Origin of the sequence: Streptomyces sp. SDT5-1 (assembly GCF_052245995.1) — a bacterium.
Classification (GTDB): Bacteria; Actinomycetota; Actinomycetes; order Streptomycetales; family Streptomycetaceae; genus Streptomyces.
In genome coordinates, this window is the sequence record NZ_CM125963.1 from 4,535,837 (window position 1) to 4,551,354 (window position 15,518).

General features: G+C 69.7%; 11 protein-coding genes and 4 tRNA genes. 7 read left to right on the forward strand and 8 right to left on the reverse strand.

The annotated features are described in order from the left end of the window. Positions 1 to 16 precede the first annotated feature (16 nt). Together purF and purM are read left to right on the forward strand one after the other, a co-directional pair. Positions 17 to 1,543, forward strand: coding sequence for an amidophosphoribosyltransferase (gene purF / locus ACTWJ8_RS20935; protein ID WP_356386119.1), 1,527 nt, complete (start codon positions 17 to 19; stop codon positions 1,541 to 1,543). A 45-nt stretch (positions 1,544 to 1,588) separates the two neighbouring features. Then, the gene (purM, locus tag ACTWJ8_RS20940) at positions 1,589 to 2,656 is read left to right on the forward strand and encodes a phosphoribosylformylglycinamidine cyclo-ligase (protein WP_356386116.1); all 1,068 of its coding nucleotides are present in this window, start codon (positions 1,589 to 1,591) and stop codon (positions 2,654 to 2,656) included. 124 nt (positions 2,657 to 2,780) lie between these two features. Here the strand turns inward: purM and ACTWJ8_RS20945 are convergent, their stop codons facing one another. Together ACTWJ8_RS20945 and ACTWJ8_RS20950 are read right to left on the reverse strand one after the other, a co-directional pair. After that, the gene (locus tag ACTWJ8_RS20945) at positions 2,781 to 3,044 is read right to left on the reverse strand and encodes a DUF3073 domain-containing protein (protein ID WP_356386113.1); all 264 of its coding nucleotides are present in this window, start codon (positions 3,042 to 3,044) and stop codon (positions 2,781 to 2,783) included. Positions 3,045 to 3,307: 263 nt separating this feature from the next. After that, positions 3,308 to 4,417 (reverse strand): Leu/Phe/Val dehydrogenase, encoded by a 1,110-nt coding sequence (locus ACTWJ8_RS20950; RefSeq protein ID WP_443259999.1) that lies wholly within the window; start codon positions 4,415 to 4,417, stop codon positions 3,308 to 3,310. Positions 4,418 to 4,650: 233 nt separating this feature from the next. Between ACTWJ8_RS20950 and ACTWJ8_RS20955 the strand changes: the two genes are divergently transcribed. Together ACTWJ8_RS20955 and bldC are read left to right on the forward strand one after the other, a co-directional pair. Next, positions 4,651 to 5,511: a hypothetical protein gene (locus ACTWJ8_RS20955; protein WP_443260000.1), complete on the forward strand. Its 861-nt coding sequence runs from the start codon at positions 4,651 to 4,653 to the stop codon at positions 5,509 to 5,511. A gap of 488 nt (positions 5,512 to 5,999) precedes the next feature. Continuing rightward, positions 6,000 to 6,206 carry a developmental transcriptional regulator BldC gene (bldC, locus tag ACTWJ8_RS20960; protein WP_003949541.1) on the forward strand — a complete coding sequence of 69 codons (207 nt, stop codon included), beginning with the start codon at positions 6,000 to 6,002 and terminating at the stop codon, positions 6,204 to 6,206. Positions 6,207 to 6,880: 674 nt separating this feature from the next. Here bldC and ACTWJ8_RS20965 read toward each other — a convergent pair. Both ACTWJ8_RS20965 and hrpA read right to left on the reverse strand, forming a co-directional pair. Beyond that, positions 6,881 to 6,955, reverse strand: a tRNA-Asp gene (locus ACTWJ8_RS20965). A gap of 93 nt (positions 6,956 to 7,048) precedes the next feature. Then, a complete protein-coding gene (gene hrpA, locus ACTWJ8_RS20970) occupies positions 7,049 to 11,059 on the reverse strand; it encodes an ATP-dependent RNA helicase HrpA (RefSeq protein WP_443260001.1) in 4,011 nt (1,336 codons plus the stop codon). A gap of 129 nt (positions 11,060 to 11,188) precedes the next feature. Here hrpA and ACTWJ8_RS20975 point away from each other — a divergent pair, with 129 nt between their 5' ends. Continuing rightward, entirely contained in the window at positions 11,189 to 12,304 is a 1,116-nt protein-coding gene (locus ACTWJ8_RS20975; RefSeq protein WP_356386724.1) for an ABC transporter permease, read from the forward strand. A 76-nt stretch (positions 12,305 to 12,380) separates the two neighbouring features. Here the strand turns inward: ACTWJ8_RS20975 and ACTWJ8_RS20980 are convergent. From ACTWJ8_RS20980 to ACTWJ8_RS20995, 4 genes are all read right to left on the reverse strand, one after another. Further along, a tRNA-Phe gene (locus tag ACTWJ8_RS20980) sits at positions 12,381 to 12,454 on the reverse strand. Between the two features lie 22 nt (positions 12,455 to 12,476). Continuing rightward, positions 12,477 to 12,551, reverse strand: a tRNA-Asp gene (locus tag ACTWJ8_RS20985). A gap of 49 nt (positions 12,552 to 12,600) precedes the next feature. After that, a tRNA-Glu gene (locus ACTWJ8_RS20990) sits at positions 12,601 to 12,673 on the reverse strand. Positions 12,674 to 12,753: 80 nt separating this feature from the next. Beyond that, a complete protein-coding gene (locus tag ACTWJ8_RS20995; protein WP_443260002.1) occupies positions 12,754 to 14,343 on the reverse strand; it encodes a metallophosphoesterase family protein in 1,590 nt (529 codons plus the stop codon). A 58-nt stretch (positions 14,344 to 14,401) separates the two neighbouring features. Here ACTWJ8_RS20995 and ACTWJ8_RS21000 point away from each other — a divergent pair, with 58 nt between their 5' ends. Both ACTWJ8_RS21000 and ACTWJ8_RS21005 read left to right on the forward strand, forming a co-directional pair. After that, positions 14,402 to 14,752, forward strand: coding sequence for a metallopeptidase family protein (locus tag ACTWJ8_RS21000; RefSeq protein WP_356386098.1), 351 nt, complete (start codon positions 14,402 to 14,404; stop codon positions 14,750 to 14,752). 147 nt (positions 14,753 to 14,899) lie between these two features. Then, positions 14,900 to 15,448, forward strand: a complete 549-nt coding sequence (locus ACTWJ8_RS21005; RefSeq protein ID WP_356386095.1) for a hypothetical protein — start codon at positions 14,900 to 14,902, stop codon at positions 15,446 to 15,448. The last annotated feature ends 70 nt before the right edge of the window (positions 15,449 to 15,518 follow it).

Sequence of the window (15,518 nt, forward strand, 5' to 3'; positions counted from 1 at the left end):
GTCTACACTCGGTGGCGTGCCACGTGGTGACGGTCGACTCAATCACGACCTGCTTCCCGGCGAGAAGGGCCCCCAGGACGCTTGCGGCGTCTTCGGTGTCTGGGCTCCGGGTGAAGAGGTCGCAAAGCTCACGTACTTCGGGCTCTACGCCCTCCAACACCGGGGTCAGGAATCCGCGGGAATCGCGGTCAGCAATGGCTCCCAGATCCTCGTCTTCAAGGACATGGGACTCGTCTCCCAGGTCTTCGACGAAACCTCCCTTGGGTCCCTCCAGGGTCATATCGCGGTCGGTCACGCCCGCTACTCGACCACCGGGGCCTCCGTATGGGAGAACGCCCAGCCGACGTTCCGCGCGACCGCGCACGGTTCGATCGCCCTCGGGCACAACGGCAACCTGGTCAACACGGCGCAGCTCGCCGAGCTGGTCGCCGATCTCCCCAAGGAGAACGGCCGCGCGACCCAGGTCGCGGCCACCAACGACACCGACCTGATCACCGCGCTCCTCGCGGGACAGGTCGACGAGGACGGCAAGCCGCTGACCGTGGAGGAGGCGGCACTCAAGGTGCTGCCCGAGGTCAAGGGCGCCTTCTCGCTCGTCTTCATGGACGAGAACACGCTGTACGCGGGCCGTGACCCGCAGGGCATCCGCCCGCTGGTCCTCGGCCGCCTGGAGCGCGGCTGGGTGGTCGCCTCCGAGACCGCCGCCCTCGACATCTGCGGCGCCAGCTTCGTGCGCGAGATCGAGCCGGGCGAGTTCGTCGCCATCGACGAGAACGGACTGCGAACGTCGCGGTTCGCCGAAGCAAAGCCCAAGGGCTGTGTCTTCGAGTACGTCTACCTGGCCCGCCCCGACACCGACATCGCGGGTCGGAACGTGTACCTCTCCCGCGTGGAGATGGGCCGCAGGCTCGCCAAGGAAGCTCCGGTCGAGGCCGATCTCGTCATAGCCACGCCGGAGTCGGGAACGCCGGCCGCGATCGGCTACGCCGAGGCCTCCGGCATCCCGTTCGGAAACGGACTGGTGAAGAACGCCTATGTGGGCCGCACCTTCATCCAGCCCTCCCAGACGATCCGCCAGCTCGGCATCCGTCTGAAGCTGAACCCGCTCAAGGAAGTCATCAAGGGCAAGCGGCTGGTCGTCGTCGACGACTCGATCGTGCGCGGCAACACCCAGCGCGCCCTGGTCCGCATGCTCCGCGAGGCCGGCGCGGCCGAGATCCACGTCCGGATCTCCTCCCCGCCCATCAAGTGGCCCTGCTTCTTCGGCATCGACTTCGCGACCCGCGCGGAGCTCATCGCCAACGGCATGACGGTGGACGAGATCGGCACCTCGCTCGGGGTGGACTCGCTCTCGTACATCTCCATCGACGGCATGATCGAGGCGACCACCATCGCCAAGCCGAACCTCTGCCGGGCCTGCTTCGACGGCGAGTACCCGATGGAGCTGCCCGACCCCGAGCTCCTCGGCAAGCAGCTCCTGGAGACGGAGCTGGCCGCAGGTCCCGCGTCCACCGCCGCGTCCGACGCGATCCGTCGCCCGTAGCCCACGCGGACCCCCGTAGTAACGACACGAAAGTTCTCAACACCCATGTCTGAGACCACCGGTGCCAGCTATGCCTCTGCAGGCGTCGACATCGAAGCCGGCGACCGCGCAGTAGAGCTGATGAAGGAGTGGGTGAAGAAGACGCAGCGCCCCGAGGTCCTCGGCGGCCTCGGCGGCTTCGCCGGACTCTTCGACGCCTCCGCGCTGAAGAAGTACGAGCGCCCGCTGCTGGCCTCCGCGACCGACGGCGTCGGCACGAAGGTCGACATCGCCCGTCAGCTGGGCCGCTACGACACGATCGGCCACGACCTCGTCGCGATGGTCATGGACGACATCGTGGTGTGCGGGGCCGAGCCGCTCTTCATGACCGACTACATCTGCGTGGGCAAGGTCCACCCGGAGCGGGTCGCCGGCATCGTGAAGGGCATCGCCGAGGGCTGCGTCCTCGCGGGCTGCGCCCTCGTGGGCGGCGAGACGGCGGAGCACCCGGGCCTGCTGGGTCCGGACGACTTCGACGTCGCGGGTGCCGGGACGGGTGTCGTGGAGCGTGACGAGCTGCTGGGTCCCGATCGCATCCGCACGGGTGACGCGGTGATCGCGATGGCCTCGTCGGGTCTTCACTCGAACGGGTACTCGCTGGTCCGCCACGTCCTCCTGGAGCGCGCGGGGATGGACCTGGGCGAGCACGTCGAGGCGCTGGGCCGCACGCTCGGCGAGGAGCTCCTGGAGCCGACGAAGATCTACTCCCTGGACTGCCTGGCGCTCATGCGCACCACCGAGGTGCACGCGTTCAGCCACATCACGGGCGGCGGCCTCGCGGCCAACCTCGCCCGGGTGATCCCGGACGGACTGCACGCCACGGTCGACCGCTCCACCTGGACCCCGGACCCGATCTTCGGCCTGGTCGGCGAGAAGGGGCAGGTCGAGCGCCTGGAGCTGGAGAAGACGCTGAACATGGGCGTCGGCATGATGGCGATCGTGCCGCAGGAGTCGGTGGAGGTCGCCCTCGCGACGCTGGCCGACCGCGGCGTCGACTCCTGGGTGGCCGGCGAGATCGTCGAGCGCGGCGAGCACACCACGGGCGCCGAGCTCACCGGTGACTACGCGGCCTGAGCCCGCCGGGGCTGCCCGGAGCCACTCCGGGCGGTTCGGGGCAGCACAAAACCCGGTCCGGCGTGGTGACCACCCCGGACCGGGTGAAGTGCAGCGGCCTCTCGGACGCTGACGTGCTACGAGGTCAAGCGCCGCGGCGCTGCGACGAAGGACCGGACTCGTCGTCCTCGTCCTCGTCGTCGTTGTACATATCCGCGTAGCGGGCGTACGGGTCGTCTTCCTCGTCGTCATCCTCGAAACGCTCGCCGTTCGGCGGCTGATTCGACACTGGATCCGACGTGGATGCGCCTAGCTCGTTGGCCAGACGCGACAGGTCAGTCCCGCCGCTGTTGTACTTCAGCTGGCGGGCGACCTTCGTCTGCTTGGCCTTGGCCCGGCCGCGCCCCATGGCTCGACCCCCTCGGTGATGGGGCTGCATGGCCCCAGAGTCTTGACACGCGTTCATGATCTGGAACGGGCTCCCCGCAGGGAGACCGGTCCGTAGGGCTTCCACGGTACCTGAGCCCACGCCCATACGGTACGTCGCCCGCAGGACGCGCGTGTGCGCAGGACCAGCCAGGAGCCCTTTCCTCGCTGGTCAGCTGCGATTTTAACCTCTTCCTGAGGAGCGACCCGCCGAGGGGCGTGATGCTCGTTACGCAGGCGCCCTCATCAGCCGCGTCCGCGGGCCTCCGCCATCCGCTGTTCGGCGATCCGGTCGGCCGCAGCGGCCGGCGGAATGCCATCCGACTTCGCACGAGCAAAGATGGAAAGTGTCGTGTCGAAGATCTTCGCGGCCTTGCCCTTGCACCGGTCGAAGTCGAAGCCGTGCAGTTCGTCGGCGACCTGGATGACGCCGCCCGCGTTCACCACGTAGTCCGGCGCGTAGAGGATGCCGCGGTCCGCGAGGTCCTTCTCCACGCCCGGGTGCGCGAGCTGGTTGTTGGCCGCGCCGCACACCACCTTCGCGGTCAGGACCGGTACGGACTCGTCGTTCAGCGCGCCGCCCAGGGCGCAGGGCGCGTAGATGTCGAGGCCCTCCGTGCGGATCAGCGCCTCGGTGTCGGCGGCGACCGCGACCTCGGGGTGCCGGTCGGTGATCTGCCGCACCGACTCCGGGCGGACGTCGGTCACCACGACCTCGGCGCCGTCCGCAAGCAGGTGCTCGACCAGGTGGTGGCCCACCTTGCCGACGCCGGCGACGCCGACCTTGCGGCCGCGCAGCGTCGGGTCGCCCCACAGGTGCTGGGCGCTCGCCCGCATGCCCTGGAAGACACCGAAGGCGGTGAGCACGGAGGAGTCGCCCGCGCCGCCGTTCTCGGGGGAGCGTCCGGTGGTCCAGCGGCACTCGCGGGCCACGACGTCCATGTCGGCGACGTACGTGCCGACGTCGCACGCCGTCACGTAGCGGCCACCGAGCGAGGCCACGAAGCGGCCGTAGGCGAGCAGCAGCGCCTCGCTCTTGATCTTCGCCGGGTCGCCGATGATCACGGCCTTGCCGCCGCCGTGGTCGAGGCCGGCCAGGGCGTTCTTGTACGACATGCCGCGCGCGAGGTTCAGCGCGTCGGCGACGGCCTCCTCCTCGGAGGCGTACGGATAGAAGCGGGTGCCGCCGAGGGCCGGGCCCAGGGCGGTGTCGTGGAGGGCGATGACGGCCTTGAGGCCGCTGGCGCGGTCCTGGCAGAGGACGACCTGCTCGTGGCCACCCTGCTCGGAGTGGAAGAGGGTGTGCAGAACGGAGCTGCCGGAGGTGGTGACAGCGTCGCCGGTCACATCGGTCACTGTGGTGACTCCCAAGCACATAGCGGCGGTTGGACGGAATCCCGTGCGGGTGGCGGGCTTCCGGTGGTGTTCGTGGGCAAGAGATTAGAGCGTGCCGGGGCCCGCCACGGTGGCAGTGCGCAGGATCACTCTCCCGCGTCGTCGGGGGCCGCAAGTACGGTCGAATCCCGTCGCGTCGCCACGTGGGACGATTTGCAGTGTTTTCCAGCCCGTGGGCGGGGGAGGGAGCAGCCGTGCCCAAGGTGTCGTCGGTGACCGTCCCGTACGCGTCGTATCTGCGTGTGTACGAACCCCTCGCAGCTTTCCCGCAGCCCGAGCGCGGCCATTGGGAGCGCTACGCGAAGCGCGAGCGGCTCCCCTCCTACCAGGATGAATTGCGCCGATCTTTGGCCGATCTGCTACCGGTGCCGCCCGTGCCCGTGCCGGTCCACGAGAGCGACGACGCGTTCGTGATGGTGGTCGACGGGGTGGTGTGCGTCTGTCCGTGGCGCACCAGGCTGCGCGGCTGGCAGGCCCTGGACGAGCTGCCCGCCGAGCTGCCGGCGCCGGTGCTCGACGCGGCGATCCCCCCGGTGGTGCGGCGCCAGACGGCGGCCGACTACGACCGCTGGCTGGAGCGGAACCCGGACGCCAGGCCCTGGATCCGTACGTCCACGTGGCAGGTGCCGATCAACTGGTTCGTGCTCGTCTCGGACGAGGAGCGGGAGTACGAGCAGAAGGCCGCCGACGACGCGGAGGAGGGCGTCGGCGGCCCGCGGCTGCGCTACCGGACGCCGATGGTGCAGGCCAGGCGCCGGGTCGCGCGCGGTCTGAAGGCGCTGAAGGACGCCGTCGAGGAGGGGCCGCTGATCGACGGCCTGGTAGATGTGGGGCGTTGGCTCGAGGAGTTCCACCCTCGTTCGTACGTCGAGCTGGACTACGGCGGACTCGTGCACTCGCTGCCCCAGGACTTCCTGGAGGAGGACCACTCGGCGGCGGACGTCGCGGAGGGCATCGCGGCGCTGCGCGACGGTGACGAGGACGGCGCGGGAGTGGCGTACGCGCGGCTTGTGGAACGCTGGCGGTCGGCGCGGGACCGGCAGTTCGCCAACTGAAACCCCCAAGTGAGGCCGCTCACACCGGCCTTCGGGACCTACGTCCTGAACCGGGCGTTTGCCTCAAGCGTGATGGACGGCACTTACGGGAACCTTGCGCCCATCACCCCTCCTCGTGCCAAAATAGGACAAGGAGTCCGGGGAGGGCTCCTTCCGTCCAACTAAGTCCAACCATGGACGGATTACTCAGCATTGCACTGCCGTTGGGGGGTCTGATGGCTCCTGATCGCTCTGTGACTGATCGTCACTGTGGCGTGACTGTCCGCTATGGCACGGTCCATCGGCATCCGTCGCTGATGAACACCTGGGAGGGCAATTCCATCGGTTTGGCCGACGTGGCTGGACGGATGGTGTAGTTGTAGTGCCGAGGACAAGCCGTTCGTCCTATAACCGACTCGACTCGCGTCCGCCATTTCGGGCAACGCGGGTCAAGGTGCAGAATTTAGAGGAATGAACCGAGAAGGTTCGGTTCTCCGAGGAGGCCGCTCATGACCGCTCGCACCCCTGATGCCGAGCCGCTGCTGACCCCCGCTGAGGTCGCCACGATGTTCCGCGTCGACCCCAAGACGGTCACGCGCTGGGCGAAGGCTGGCAAGCTCACGTCGATCCGTACGCTCGGCGGGCACCGCCGCTACCGCGAGGCCGAGGTCCGCGCCCTGCTTGCGGGCATCCCGCAGCAGCGCAGCGAGGCCTGAGACCCCGCATTTCGCGGCAAAGCCGGGCGTTCCGGGTCCCCCAATCCGGTGGACGCCCACCCATAGCTCCACTCGACGCGGGTCCTGCCCCAACAGGACTCCTTCTTTTGAAGGTCCGCTGAGGCGTCATCTCAACTGCATCACGGAAGCGTCGCTCGATCGCGCTGGACTCCGCCGGGTCCAGCGCGATCTTTTTTGTGCGCGCGGGCCGGACCGGGCGGGTCGTCGGTGGGGGTTCGTGTGCGCCCCTGTGGTCAGTGCAATTGCACATATTAAATTGAGCCGTTGTAGGAAGGGGGTAAGAAACGGTGTTTCCAAAACAAGTTCGGTGACACCCGTCACACGCCCCGTCGCTTGTTGCGGCTGACGCCCTTGCGCTATTGGAGGCGCCGGCGTCGACCGCCGCTCCTGACGTACCGCCGACTCTCCCTAGGCTGCCACCAGTTGAGGCCGCGCAGGGTCGGCTTTGGTCACACCTTCGAGGGTCTTTGGTCCCCACTGCCCTCGCGGGCGCTCACAGGGCGCTCCAGGGGCCTTCTCGGCGGGCGGCAAGGCGGCCGGGGCGATCAAGCTCGCAGCGGGGCGGGAGGGCGTGTCGTGAGGCCGGTGGGTGAAGCCTGAGAAAGAGGCAAACGAAAGAGGCCCGCACCAAACGGTGCGGGCCTCATCTACTGCGGTCCTGACGGGATTTGAACCCGCGGCCTCCACCTTGACAGGGTGGCGAGCACTCCAAACTGCTCCACAGGACCAGGTTTCGCCGCGCTGTACTGCGTTGCGCTGCGAGACAGGACTCTACAGCAGCGCAGGCCGTGCGGTCGAACTCACCCTTCGTGGTCGACCGGTCACGGAACCTGAGCGTCGATCGCCTTCACGATCCGCTTGTCCGAGACGGGGTACGCCGTGCCCAGCGCGTGCGCGAAATAGCTGACCCGCAGCTCCTCGATCATCCAGCGGATGTCCAGGACCTCCTGCGGCACGGGCCGGCCCTGCGGCATCTGCTCGAGCAGCCACAGGTACTCGTCCCGCATCTCGTGGACCTTCTCCATGCGGGTGGTGTCCCGCTGGACGTTGGTCGGCATCTGCTGGAGGCGTCGGTCGGCCGCGACGAGGTAGCGCATGAGGTCGGGCAGCCTGCGCAGCCCCGTGGTGGTGACGAAGCCCGGCTTCACCAGCTCGTCCAACTGGGCCCGCACATCCTGGAGGTTGGGCAGCAGCACCGTGCTCTTCGTCGACTTCAGGCGCCGCTCGCAGGCCTGCCAGGCCGCGAGCACCTGCTGCACCTGACCGACCGTCTTCACCGTGGTGTCGACGATCTCCGCGCGCACCTTGTCGTAGAGCTTCCGGTACGACTCCTCGTCCCAGGCCGGGCCGCCGAAGTCGCCGATGAGCCTGTCGGCCGCCGCCATGGCGCAGTCGTCGAACAGGGCCTGCACGGAGCCGTGCGGGTTCGCGGACAGGGCGAGCTTCTGCGCGTTGCTGAGCTTGTCCGACGCGAACTTGCCGGGGTTCACCGGGATGTTGCGCAGGATGAGCCGGCGCGTGCCCTTCCACATGGCCTGCGCCTGCTCGGCCTCGCTGTCGAAGAGGCGTACGGACACGGTGTCGCCGTCGTCCACGAGCGCCGGGTAGGCCTTCACCGGCTGGCCGGCGCGGCGGGTCTCGAAGACCTTCGACAGGGTGCCGACGGTCCAGTCCGTGAGGCCCTTCCGCTCGACCGAGGGGCCGCCCGCGCGCTCCGCCGTGGCCTTGGCCGCCTTGGAGATCGCCTGCCGGGCCTTCGGCTTGAGGCGGAGCTTCAGCGCCTCCAGGTCCTTGTCCTCGGCGAGCTTGCGGCGCCGCTCGTCGACGATCCGGAACGTGATCTTCAGGTGGTCCGGTACGCGGCTCAGGTCGAAGTCGTCGGGCTTCACCGGGACGCCGACCATCCGCTGCAGCTCGCGGGCCAGCGTCGTCGGCAGCGGCTCCTGGAGGGGAACGGCCCGGTCCAGGAACGCCTTCGCGTAGTTCGGCGCCGGCACGTAGTTGCGCCGGATCGGCTTCGGCAGGGAGCGGATCAGCTCGACCACCACGTCCTCGCGCAGGCCCGGGATCTGCCAGTCGAAGCCCTCGTCGGTGACCTGGTTGAGCACCTGGAGCGGGATGTGGACCGTCACGCCGTCCGCGTCCGCGCCCGGCTCGAACTGGTACGTCACCCGGAACTTGAGGCCGCCCTGGCGCCACGAGTCGGGGTAGTCGGCCTTGGTGACCGCCTCCGCCGACTCGCGGATCAGCATCGAGCGCTCGAAGTCGAGGAGTTCGGGCTCCTCGCGCTTCTTCTGCTTCCACCAGGAGTCGAAGTGGGCGCCGGACACCACGTGTTCGGGGATCCGCTGGTCGTAGAAGTCGAAGAGGGTCTCGTCGTCGACGACGATGTCGCGGCGGCGCGCCCGGTGCTCCAACTCCTCGACCTCGGTGAGGAGTTTGCGGTTGTCGGCGAAGAACTTGTGGTGCGTGCGCCAGTCGCCCTCGACCAGCGCGTTGCGGATGAACAGCTCGCGGGAGACCTCGGGGTCGATGCGCCCGTAGTTCACCTTGCGCTGCGCGACGAGCGGGACGCCGTACAGCGTCACCTTCTCGTACGCCATGACGGCCGCCTGGTCCTTCTCCCAGTGCGGCTCGCTGTACGTGCGCTTGAGGAGGTGCTCGGCGAGCGGCTCGACCCACTCGGGCTCGATCTTGGCGTTCACGCGCGCCCAGAGGCGCGAGGTCTCCACCAGCTCCGCCGACATCACGAACCGCGGGGGCTTCTTGAAGAGGGCCGAGCCCGGGAAGATCGCGAACTTGGCGTTGCGGGCGCCGATGTACTCGCCCCGCCCCCGGTCGCGGCCCGCCTGCTTCGGGTCCTTGGCCTGCGACTCCTTCGACTCCTTCACGTCCTTCATGCCGATGTGCGAAAGCAAACCGGAAAGGAGGGAGACGTGGATGGCGTCGCCGGAAGCGGGAGTGTCGGCATCGTTCAGATGGATGCCCATCTGCTTCGCGACCGTGCGGAGCTGCGTATAGATGTCCTGCCACTCGCGGATGCGCAGGAAGTTCAGGTACTCGCGCTTGCACATGCGGCGGAACGCGGAGGAGCCCAGCTCCTTCTGCTGCTCGCGGACGTACCGCCACAGGTTCAGGAAGGCGAGGAAGTCGCTCGTCTCGTCCTTGAAGCGGGCGTGCTGCTGGTCGGCCTGCGCCTGCTTGTCCTGCGGGCGCTCGCGCGGGTCCTGGATGGAGAGCGCCGCGGCGATCACCATGACCTCGCGCACGCAGCCGTTCTTGTCGGCCTCCAGGACCATGCGGGCCAGGCGCGGGTCCACGGGCAGCTGGGCGAGCTTGCGGCCCTGCTGCGTGAGCCGCTTGCGGACGTCCTTCTGCTTCGGGTCCAACGCGCCCAGTTCCTGGAGGAGTTGGACGCCGTCCCGGATGTTGCGATGGTCCGGCGGGTCGATGAACGGGAACTTCTCGATGTCGCCGAGGCCCGCCGACGTCATCTGGAGGATGACCGACGCCAGGTTCGTCCGGACGATCTCCGCGTCCGTGAACTCCGGGCGGGCCAGGAAGTCGTCCTCGGAGTACAGCCGGATGCAGATGCCGTCCGACGTACGGCCGCAGCGGCCCTTGCGCTGGTTGGCGCTGGCCTGGCTCACCGGCTCGATGGGCAGCCGCTGCACCTTCGTGCGGTGGCTGTAGCGCGAGATGCGGGCGGTGCCCGGGTCGATCACGTACTTGATGCCGGGGACCGTCAGGGAGGTCTCCGCGACGTTCGTGGCGAGCACGATGCGGCGGCCCGTGTGGCGCTGGAAGACGCGGTGCTGCTCGGCGTGCGACAGGCGCGCGTACAGCGGCAGGATCTCGGTGGACCGGTACTTCTTCTTCTCCAGCGCGTCCGCCGTGTCACGGATCTCGCGCTCACCGGAGAGGAAGACCAGGATGTCGCCGGGGCCCTCCTTCTGAAGCTCCTCGACGGCGTCCGTGATCGCGGTGATCTGGTCGCGGTCCGCGTCGTCCGAGTCCTCCTCCAGGAGCGGCCTGTACCGCACCTCCACCGGATACGTACGCCCGCTGACCTCGACGATCGGGGCGTCGCCGAAGTGCCGCGAGAAGCGCTCCGGGTCGATCGTCGCGGAGGTGATGACGACCTTCAGGTCCGGGCGCTTCGGCAGCAGCTGCGCCAGGTAGCCGAGCAGGAAGTCGATGTTCAGGGACCGCTCGTGGGCCTCGTCGATGATGATCGTGTCGTACGCGCGCAGCTCGCGGTCCGTCTGGATCTCGGCGAGCAGGATGCCGTCCGTCATCAGCTTCACGAACGTCGCGTCCTGATCGACCTGGTCCGTGAACCTGACCTTCCAGCCGACCGCCTCGCCCAGCGGCGTGTGCAGCTCGTCGGCCACGCGCTCGGCGACCGTACGGGCCGCGATCCGGCGGGGCTGGGTGTGCCCGATCATGCCGCGCACGCCCCGGCCCAGCTCCAGACAGATCTTGGGGATCTGCGTGGTCTTTCCCGAACCGGTCTCACCGGCGACGATCACGACCTGGTGCTCGCGGATCGCGTCGGCGATCTCGTCCTTCTTCTGACTGACCGGGAGCTGCTCGGGGTACGTGACGTCGAGCGCGGCGCGGCGCTCGCGACGGGTGTCCGTGCGCACGGCGGCCTTGTCGGCCTCCGCCTCGATCTCCGTGAGCACGGCGGCGCGCGCCTCCGGCTTGCGGATCTTGCGGGCACCTTCGAGCCTGCGCCCGAGCCGGTGCTCGTCGCGCAGGGACAGCTCGGACAGGCGCCGCGCTACGGCGGCGAACTGATCGGCGGCGGGGGCAGGCTGCGTAGACATACGTCCTCAAGGATCTCACCTCGGCGAAATCCGTGGCGACCGGTTTTGCGGGCGGTGGGCGGCACGGCCCGCCGCCCGCGTCCGGATGTGGCCCGCCCACACGTGCCTTAACGTTCCGATATGTCCCACATGCCCGAGGAGCCCGCAGCGGAGGAGCCGCCCCGGCCCGGTGAGGCGCATCCGCCGCACGCGCCGCACGGGGCGCACGGAAGGCCGCTGACCGGGGCCGAGCGCTGGGCCGGCTTCAAGAAGTCGCCCTTCCTGCCCGCGGCCGTGCTCGTCCTCATCCTGTCGGCGGCGGCCGCGCTCTTCGCCGGCTCGTACACGTACTCCATGGCCAACCCGACGCCGCACAACATCCCGACCGGGGTCACCGGCGCGTACGACCAGGCCCAGGGCAAACGGTTCCTCGGCGCGATGGAGAAGGCGCTCGACGCGCAGCTCGACCTCAAGCCCTACGACTCCCGCGCCGCCGCCCGGGACGCCCTCGACGCCCAGAAGATCTACGCGGTGCTCGACGTACGGGGCGGCGGGTCCCGCGTCCACCTCGACGTATCCGGAGCGTCCGGCGTCACCGTCGCCCAGGTCTTCGGCGAGGCGGCGCCGCCGGTCAGCAAGGCCACCGGCATCCCGGTGACGGTGAAGGACGTCAACCCGCTGCAGGGCGGCGACCCGCGCGGCCTCACGATCTTCTACATCACGCTCGCCGCGGTGATCATCGGCTTCGTCGGCGCGATCCAGCTCAGCGTGCACGCCCGCGGCCTCAACCCGGCCGAACGCATCGCGTTCACGATCGCCTACGCCCTCCTCGGCGGCTTCGCGATCGCGGCGGTCGCGGACTGGGGCCTGGGCGCCGTGGACCTGCCCTTCGTCGAGTCCTGGCTGATCCTGGCCCTGACGATGTTCACCTGCGGCATGGTCTTCACGATGTTCAACACGTTCTTCCACCGCTGGGCGATGATCCCGACCTGGGGCCTCCTGGTCCTGCTCGGCAACCCGGCGTCCGGCGGCGCGGTCGCGCCCCCGCTGCTTCCCACGGTCATCGCCCGCCTGGGCCAGTGGCTGCCACCCGGCGCCTCGTACAACGCCCAGCACACGGCGGTCTACTTCCAGGGCAACCAGCACGTCTTCCCGTTCCTGGTGCTCGCCGGCTGGTCCCTGGTCTCCTGCGCCCTCTTCTGGTTCTGGCGCCACCGCCACCCGGGCGGCCGCGGCACGGGCCCGCTGCACGCGGCGCCGGTCTGAGACCCGTCCGGCACCGGTTCCGGGACCCGTACGGAAAACACAGTAGGCCCCGTCCGAAGACGGGGCCTACCTTTTGTGGCTGGGGCCGGGGTCGAACCGGCGACCTTCCGCTTTTCAGGCGGACGCTCGTACCAACTGAGCTACCCAGCCACGAAGTTCCGAAGAACTTCAGCGGTCCTGACGGGATTTGAACCCGCGGCCTCCACCTTGACAGGGTGGCGAGCACTCCAAACTGCTCCACAGGACCAAGCTGTTGTGTGCGACAAGCGAGAGCTAGTGTCTCACACGGTTGTGCGTGCCCCCAACGGGATTCGAACCCGTGCTACCGCCTTGAAAGGGCGGCGTCCTAGGCCGCTAGACGATGAGGGCTATCGGCCCGCCTGCGCGCTTCGCAGCGCGTCGGGGACGTGAGAAGCATATGGGATGCGGGGAGCTATCGCCAAAACGGTTTACGGGGAGCTCTCCGCGGGGCTCGGCGACGGGGTCGCCCCGGGCTGGTTCTCCTTGGGCAGATGGCGGCTGACCTCGGCCGTCGTCAGGCCCAGACCGCCCAGCCTGATCTCGTCCCAGGCCTGGAGGCGCCTGGTGTCCCGGTCCAGGTAGAGGACCGAGGCCTCGACCGGATCCGGGTGGCCGTTCTCGTTGTCGACCGCGCGCAGCCCGCTGCCGCCCGTCGAGCCCTCGACGCGCAGCCGGGTGCCGAGCGGAAGCAGCTCCATCTCCTGGTGATGGATGTGCCCGGCCAGCGCGAGCGGCACCTCGCCGTCCACCTCGCGCGCCGCCACCGGCTCGTGCGCGAGCGCGATGTCGACCGGGGTGCCCGCCGCCCTCTGGTCCCGCAGCGCCGACGCGAGCCGGACGCCCGAGAGCCGCTCGGCCGGGTCGCCCTGCGCCTTCACCGCCCGGTCCGGCGTGTACTGCGGGTCGCCCATCCCGGCGAAGCGCAGGCCCGCCACCGTCGCGGCCTTACCGTCGTCGAGTACGTGGACGTTCTTGAAGCGCTTGCGGTCGGAGAGGTACTTCTGCGTCGCGTTCTTCGAGTCGTGGTTGCCGCGGATCCAGACGTAGGGCGCCTTGAGGTCCTTGATCGGGTCGAGGAACGCGTTCTCGGCCTTCGAGCCGTGGTCCATGGTGTCGCCGGTGTCGACGATCACCGAGATCCGGTACTGCTTCACGAGCGAGGCGATGATCTTCCACGACGCCGGGTTGAGGTGGATGTCCGACACATGCAGGACCCGGATCGTCGAGGGGTCCGGCTGGTACGCGGGGAGCGTGGACGTCGCGTCGTACAGCTTGGTCACGTTCGTGACGAGCAGCGCCAACTCCTTCTGGTACGCGTCGAATTCGGTCACGATCGAGCGGGCGCTGCCGACCACGGAGGGTGCCGAGGAGAGCAGCCCGGAGAACTTCGGCTCCAGGACCGACTCCGGGTTCCACGTCGCGTACGCGGTGCCGCCCGAGGCTGCCAGGAGGGTGAGCGCGAGGCCGCCGGCCGCCAGGGCGCGGCGCGGGCGGCGGTAGACGACGAGGCCGAGCGTCGTCGCGCCCGCGACCACCGCCACGCAGGAGCGCAGCGCCAGGTCGACCGTGCCGTGCTCGACGTCCCGCGCCACCTCGTCCTGAAGACCGGAGAACCGCTCCGGATGGTCGACCAGGGCCTGCGCGCGGGCCGGGTCGAGGCGGTCCACGTCGACGTCCAGGCGGATCGGCGCCGTGTGCGAGTCGAGCTCCAGGGCGCCGAGCGGCGACACGTTGATCTTCGTACCGCCCGAGAACGACGGGCGCAGCGTCATCTTCGTGTCCATCGGCCCGACCGGCGTACGGACGCTGCCGACGATCAGCAGGCCGAGCCAGGCGCCGAGCAGCACGACGGCGACCAGGCCGAGCGCGCGCACGTACGGGTGCGGCGGATGGACCAGCTCCAGGACCGGGCCGGGGTGCCGGTCCCGGTAGTGGCGCAGCAGGGCGGCTGGGGCGCTGCGGACGCCCCGGACGCTGCGGCGGACTCGACGTATGGCGGCGGCGGGCGAGCGGGCCATTGCTCCCGTATGCCCAAGTGCACGGGTGGATATGCGGGTTGTACCGGACAATGGCCGTGTGCTGGAGATGACGCGCGAGACGTTCGAGGAACTGGTCGCCGAGGCGCTCGACCGGATCCCGCCCGAGCTGACCCGACTCATGGACAACGTGGCGGTGTTCGTGGAGGACGAGCCGCCCGCCGACGACCCCGACCTGCTCGGGCTCTACGAAGGGACGCCGCTGACCGAGCGGGGCGAGTGGTACGCGGGGGTGCTGCCCGACCGGATCACCATCTACCGGGGGCCGACGCTGCGGATGTGCGAGTCCAGGGAGGACGTGGTCGCCGAGACGGAGGTGACCGTCGTGCACGAGATCGCGCACCACTTCGGGATCGACGACGCGCGGCTGCACGCGCTCGGGTACGGCTGAGCCGCGCCCCCTGACGGGTGAGGTCCCCGCGCCGAATGTGGGGGCTTTGTGCGGTGCTCGCGCGGCGCGTGTCCTCGTCCGGGTGACAGGAGTTGGGAACGGTACCCCCCAAGGTGACCCCCTCTCGTGCACCGGAGGTGCCCGCCCGTGCGCCAGCTGTCCGTTTCGTCACGCGCCCTGTCGCTCACCGCGCTCCGCCTGGGCCGGCTGGCCGCGACCACCGTGGCCGTCGCCGCGGCCGCAGGCTGCATGAGCGTGGGCGCCGACGGCGCGGGCTCGGCCACCCACTCGCCGCCGCAGCGGGGCTCGGGCGCGGCGCCCGACGGCGGCGCCGAGGTCCCGGACGGCGGCGCCGAGGTGGGCACGCGGGGCGGCCGGGCCCCGGCTGAGCCCCCGGAGGAGCGGGCCGCGCCCGAGGACTCCGCCGACGCCCCCGCCTCGCCCTCGTCGGCCTCGCCCACGCCGTCGGAGGCCGCCACCCCGCCCTCGAAGCCCGCCTCGCCGTCCCGCAGCACGCCCCAGCGGCCCTCGCAGCGGCCGAGCTCGCCCAGCGGGACCGCGTCGCCCTCGCCCACGAAGACGTCACCGGCCCCGTCGACGTCGCCGCCGACCGCGGAGCCCTCGTCGTCGGCGCACGAGGAGAGCGCGGACGCCCGGATCAGCGAGCCTCGGCCGCAGGCCGGAGCCCCGGCCTAGCGGGCCCCGGCCCGCCGTCCTGACTGGTCGAGCGCGGATCGTGTGAGCGGCGTCTCAGGGAGCGGGTTTG

Coding starts and splice junctions, on each gene's coding strand:
- purM (WP_356386116.1), top strand. CDS start 1,589: ATGTCTGAGACCACCGGTGCCAGCTATGCCTCTGCAGGCGTCGACATC.
- ACTWJ8_RS20945 (WP_356386113.1), bottom strand. CDS start 3,044: ATGGGGCGCGGCCGGGCCAAGGCCAAGCAGACGAAGGTCGCCCGCCAG.
- bldC (WP_003949541.1), top strand. CDS start 6,000: ATGACCGCTCGCACCCCTGATGCCGAGCCGCTGCTGACCCCCGCTGAG.
- hrpA (WP_443260001.1), bottom strand. CDS start 11,059: ATGTCTACGCAGCCTGCCCCCGCCGCCGATCAGTTCGCCGCCGTAGCG.
- ACTWJ8_RS20975 (WP_356386724.1), top strand. CDS start 11,189: ATGCCCGAGGAGCCCGCAGCGGAGGAGCCGCCCCGGCCCGGTGAGGCG.
- ACTWJ8_RS20995 (WP_443260002.1), bottom strand. CDS start 14,343: ATGGCCCGCTCGCCCGCCGCCGCCATACGTCGAGTCCGCCGCAGCGTC.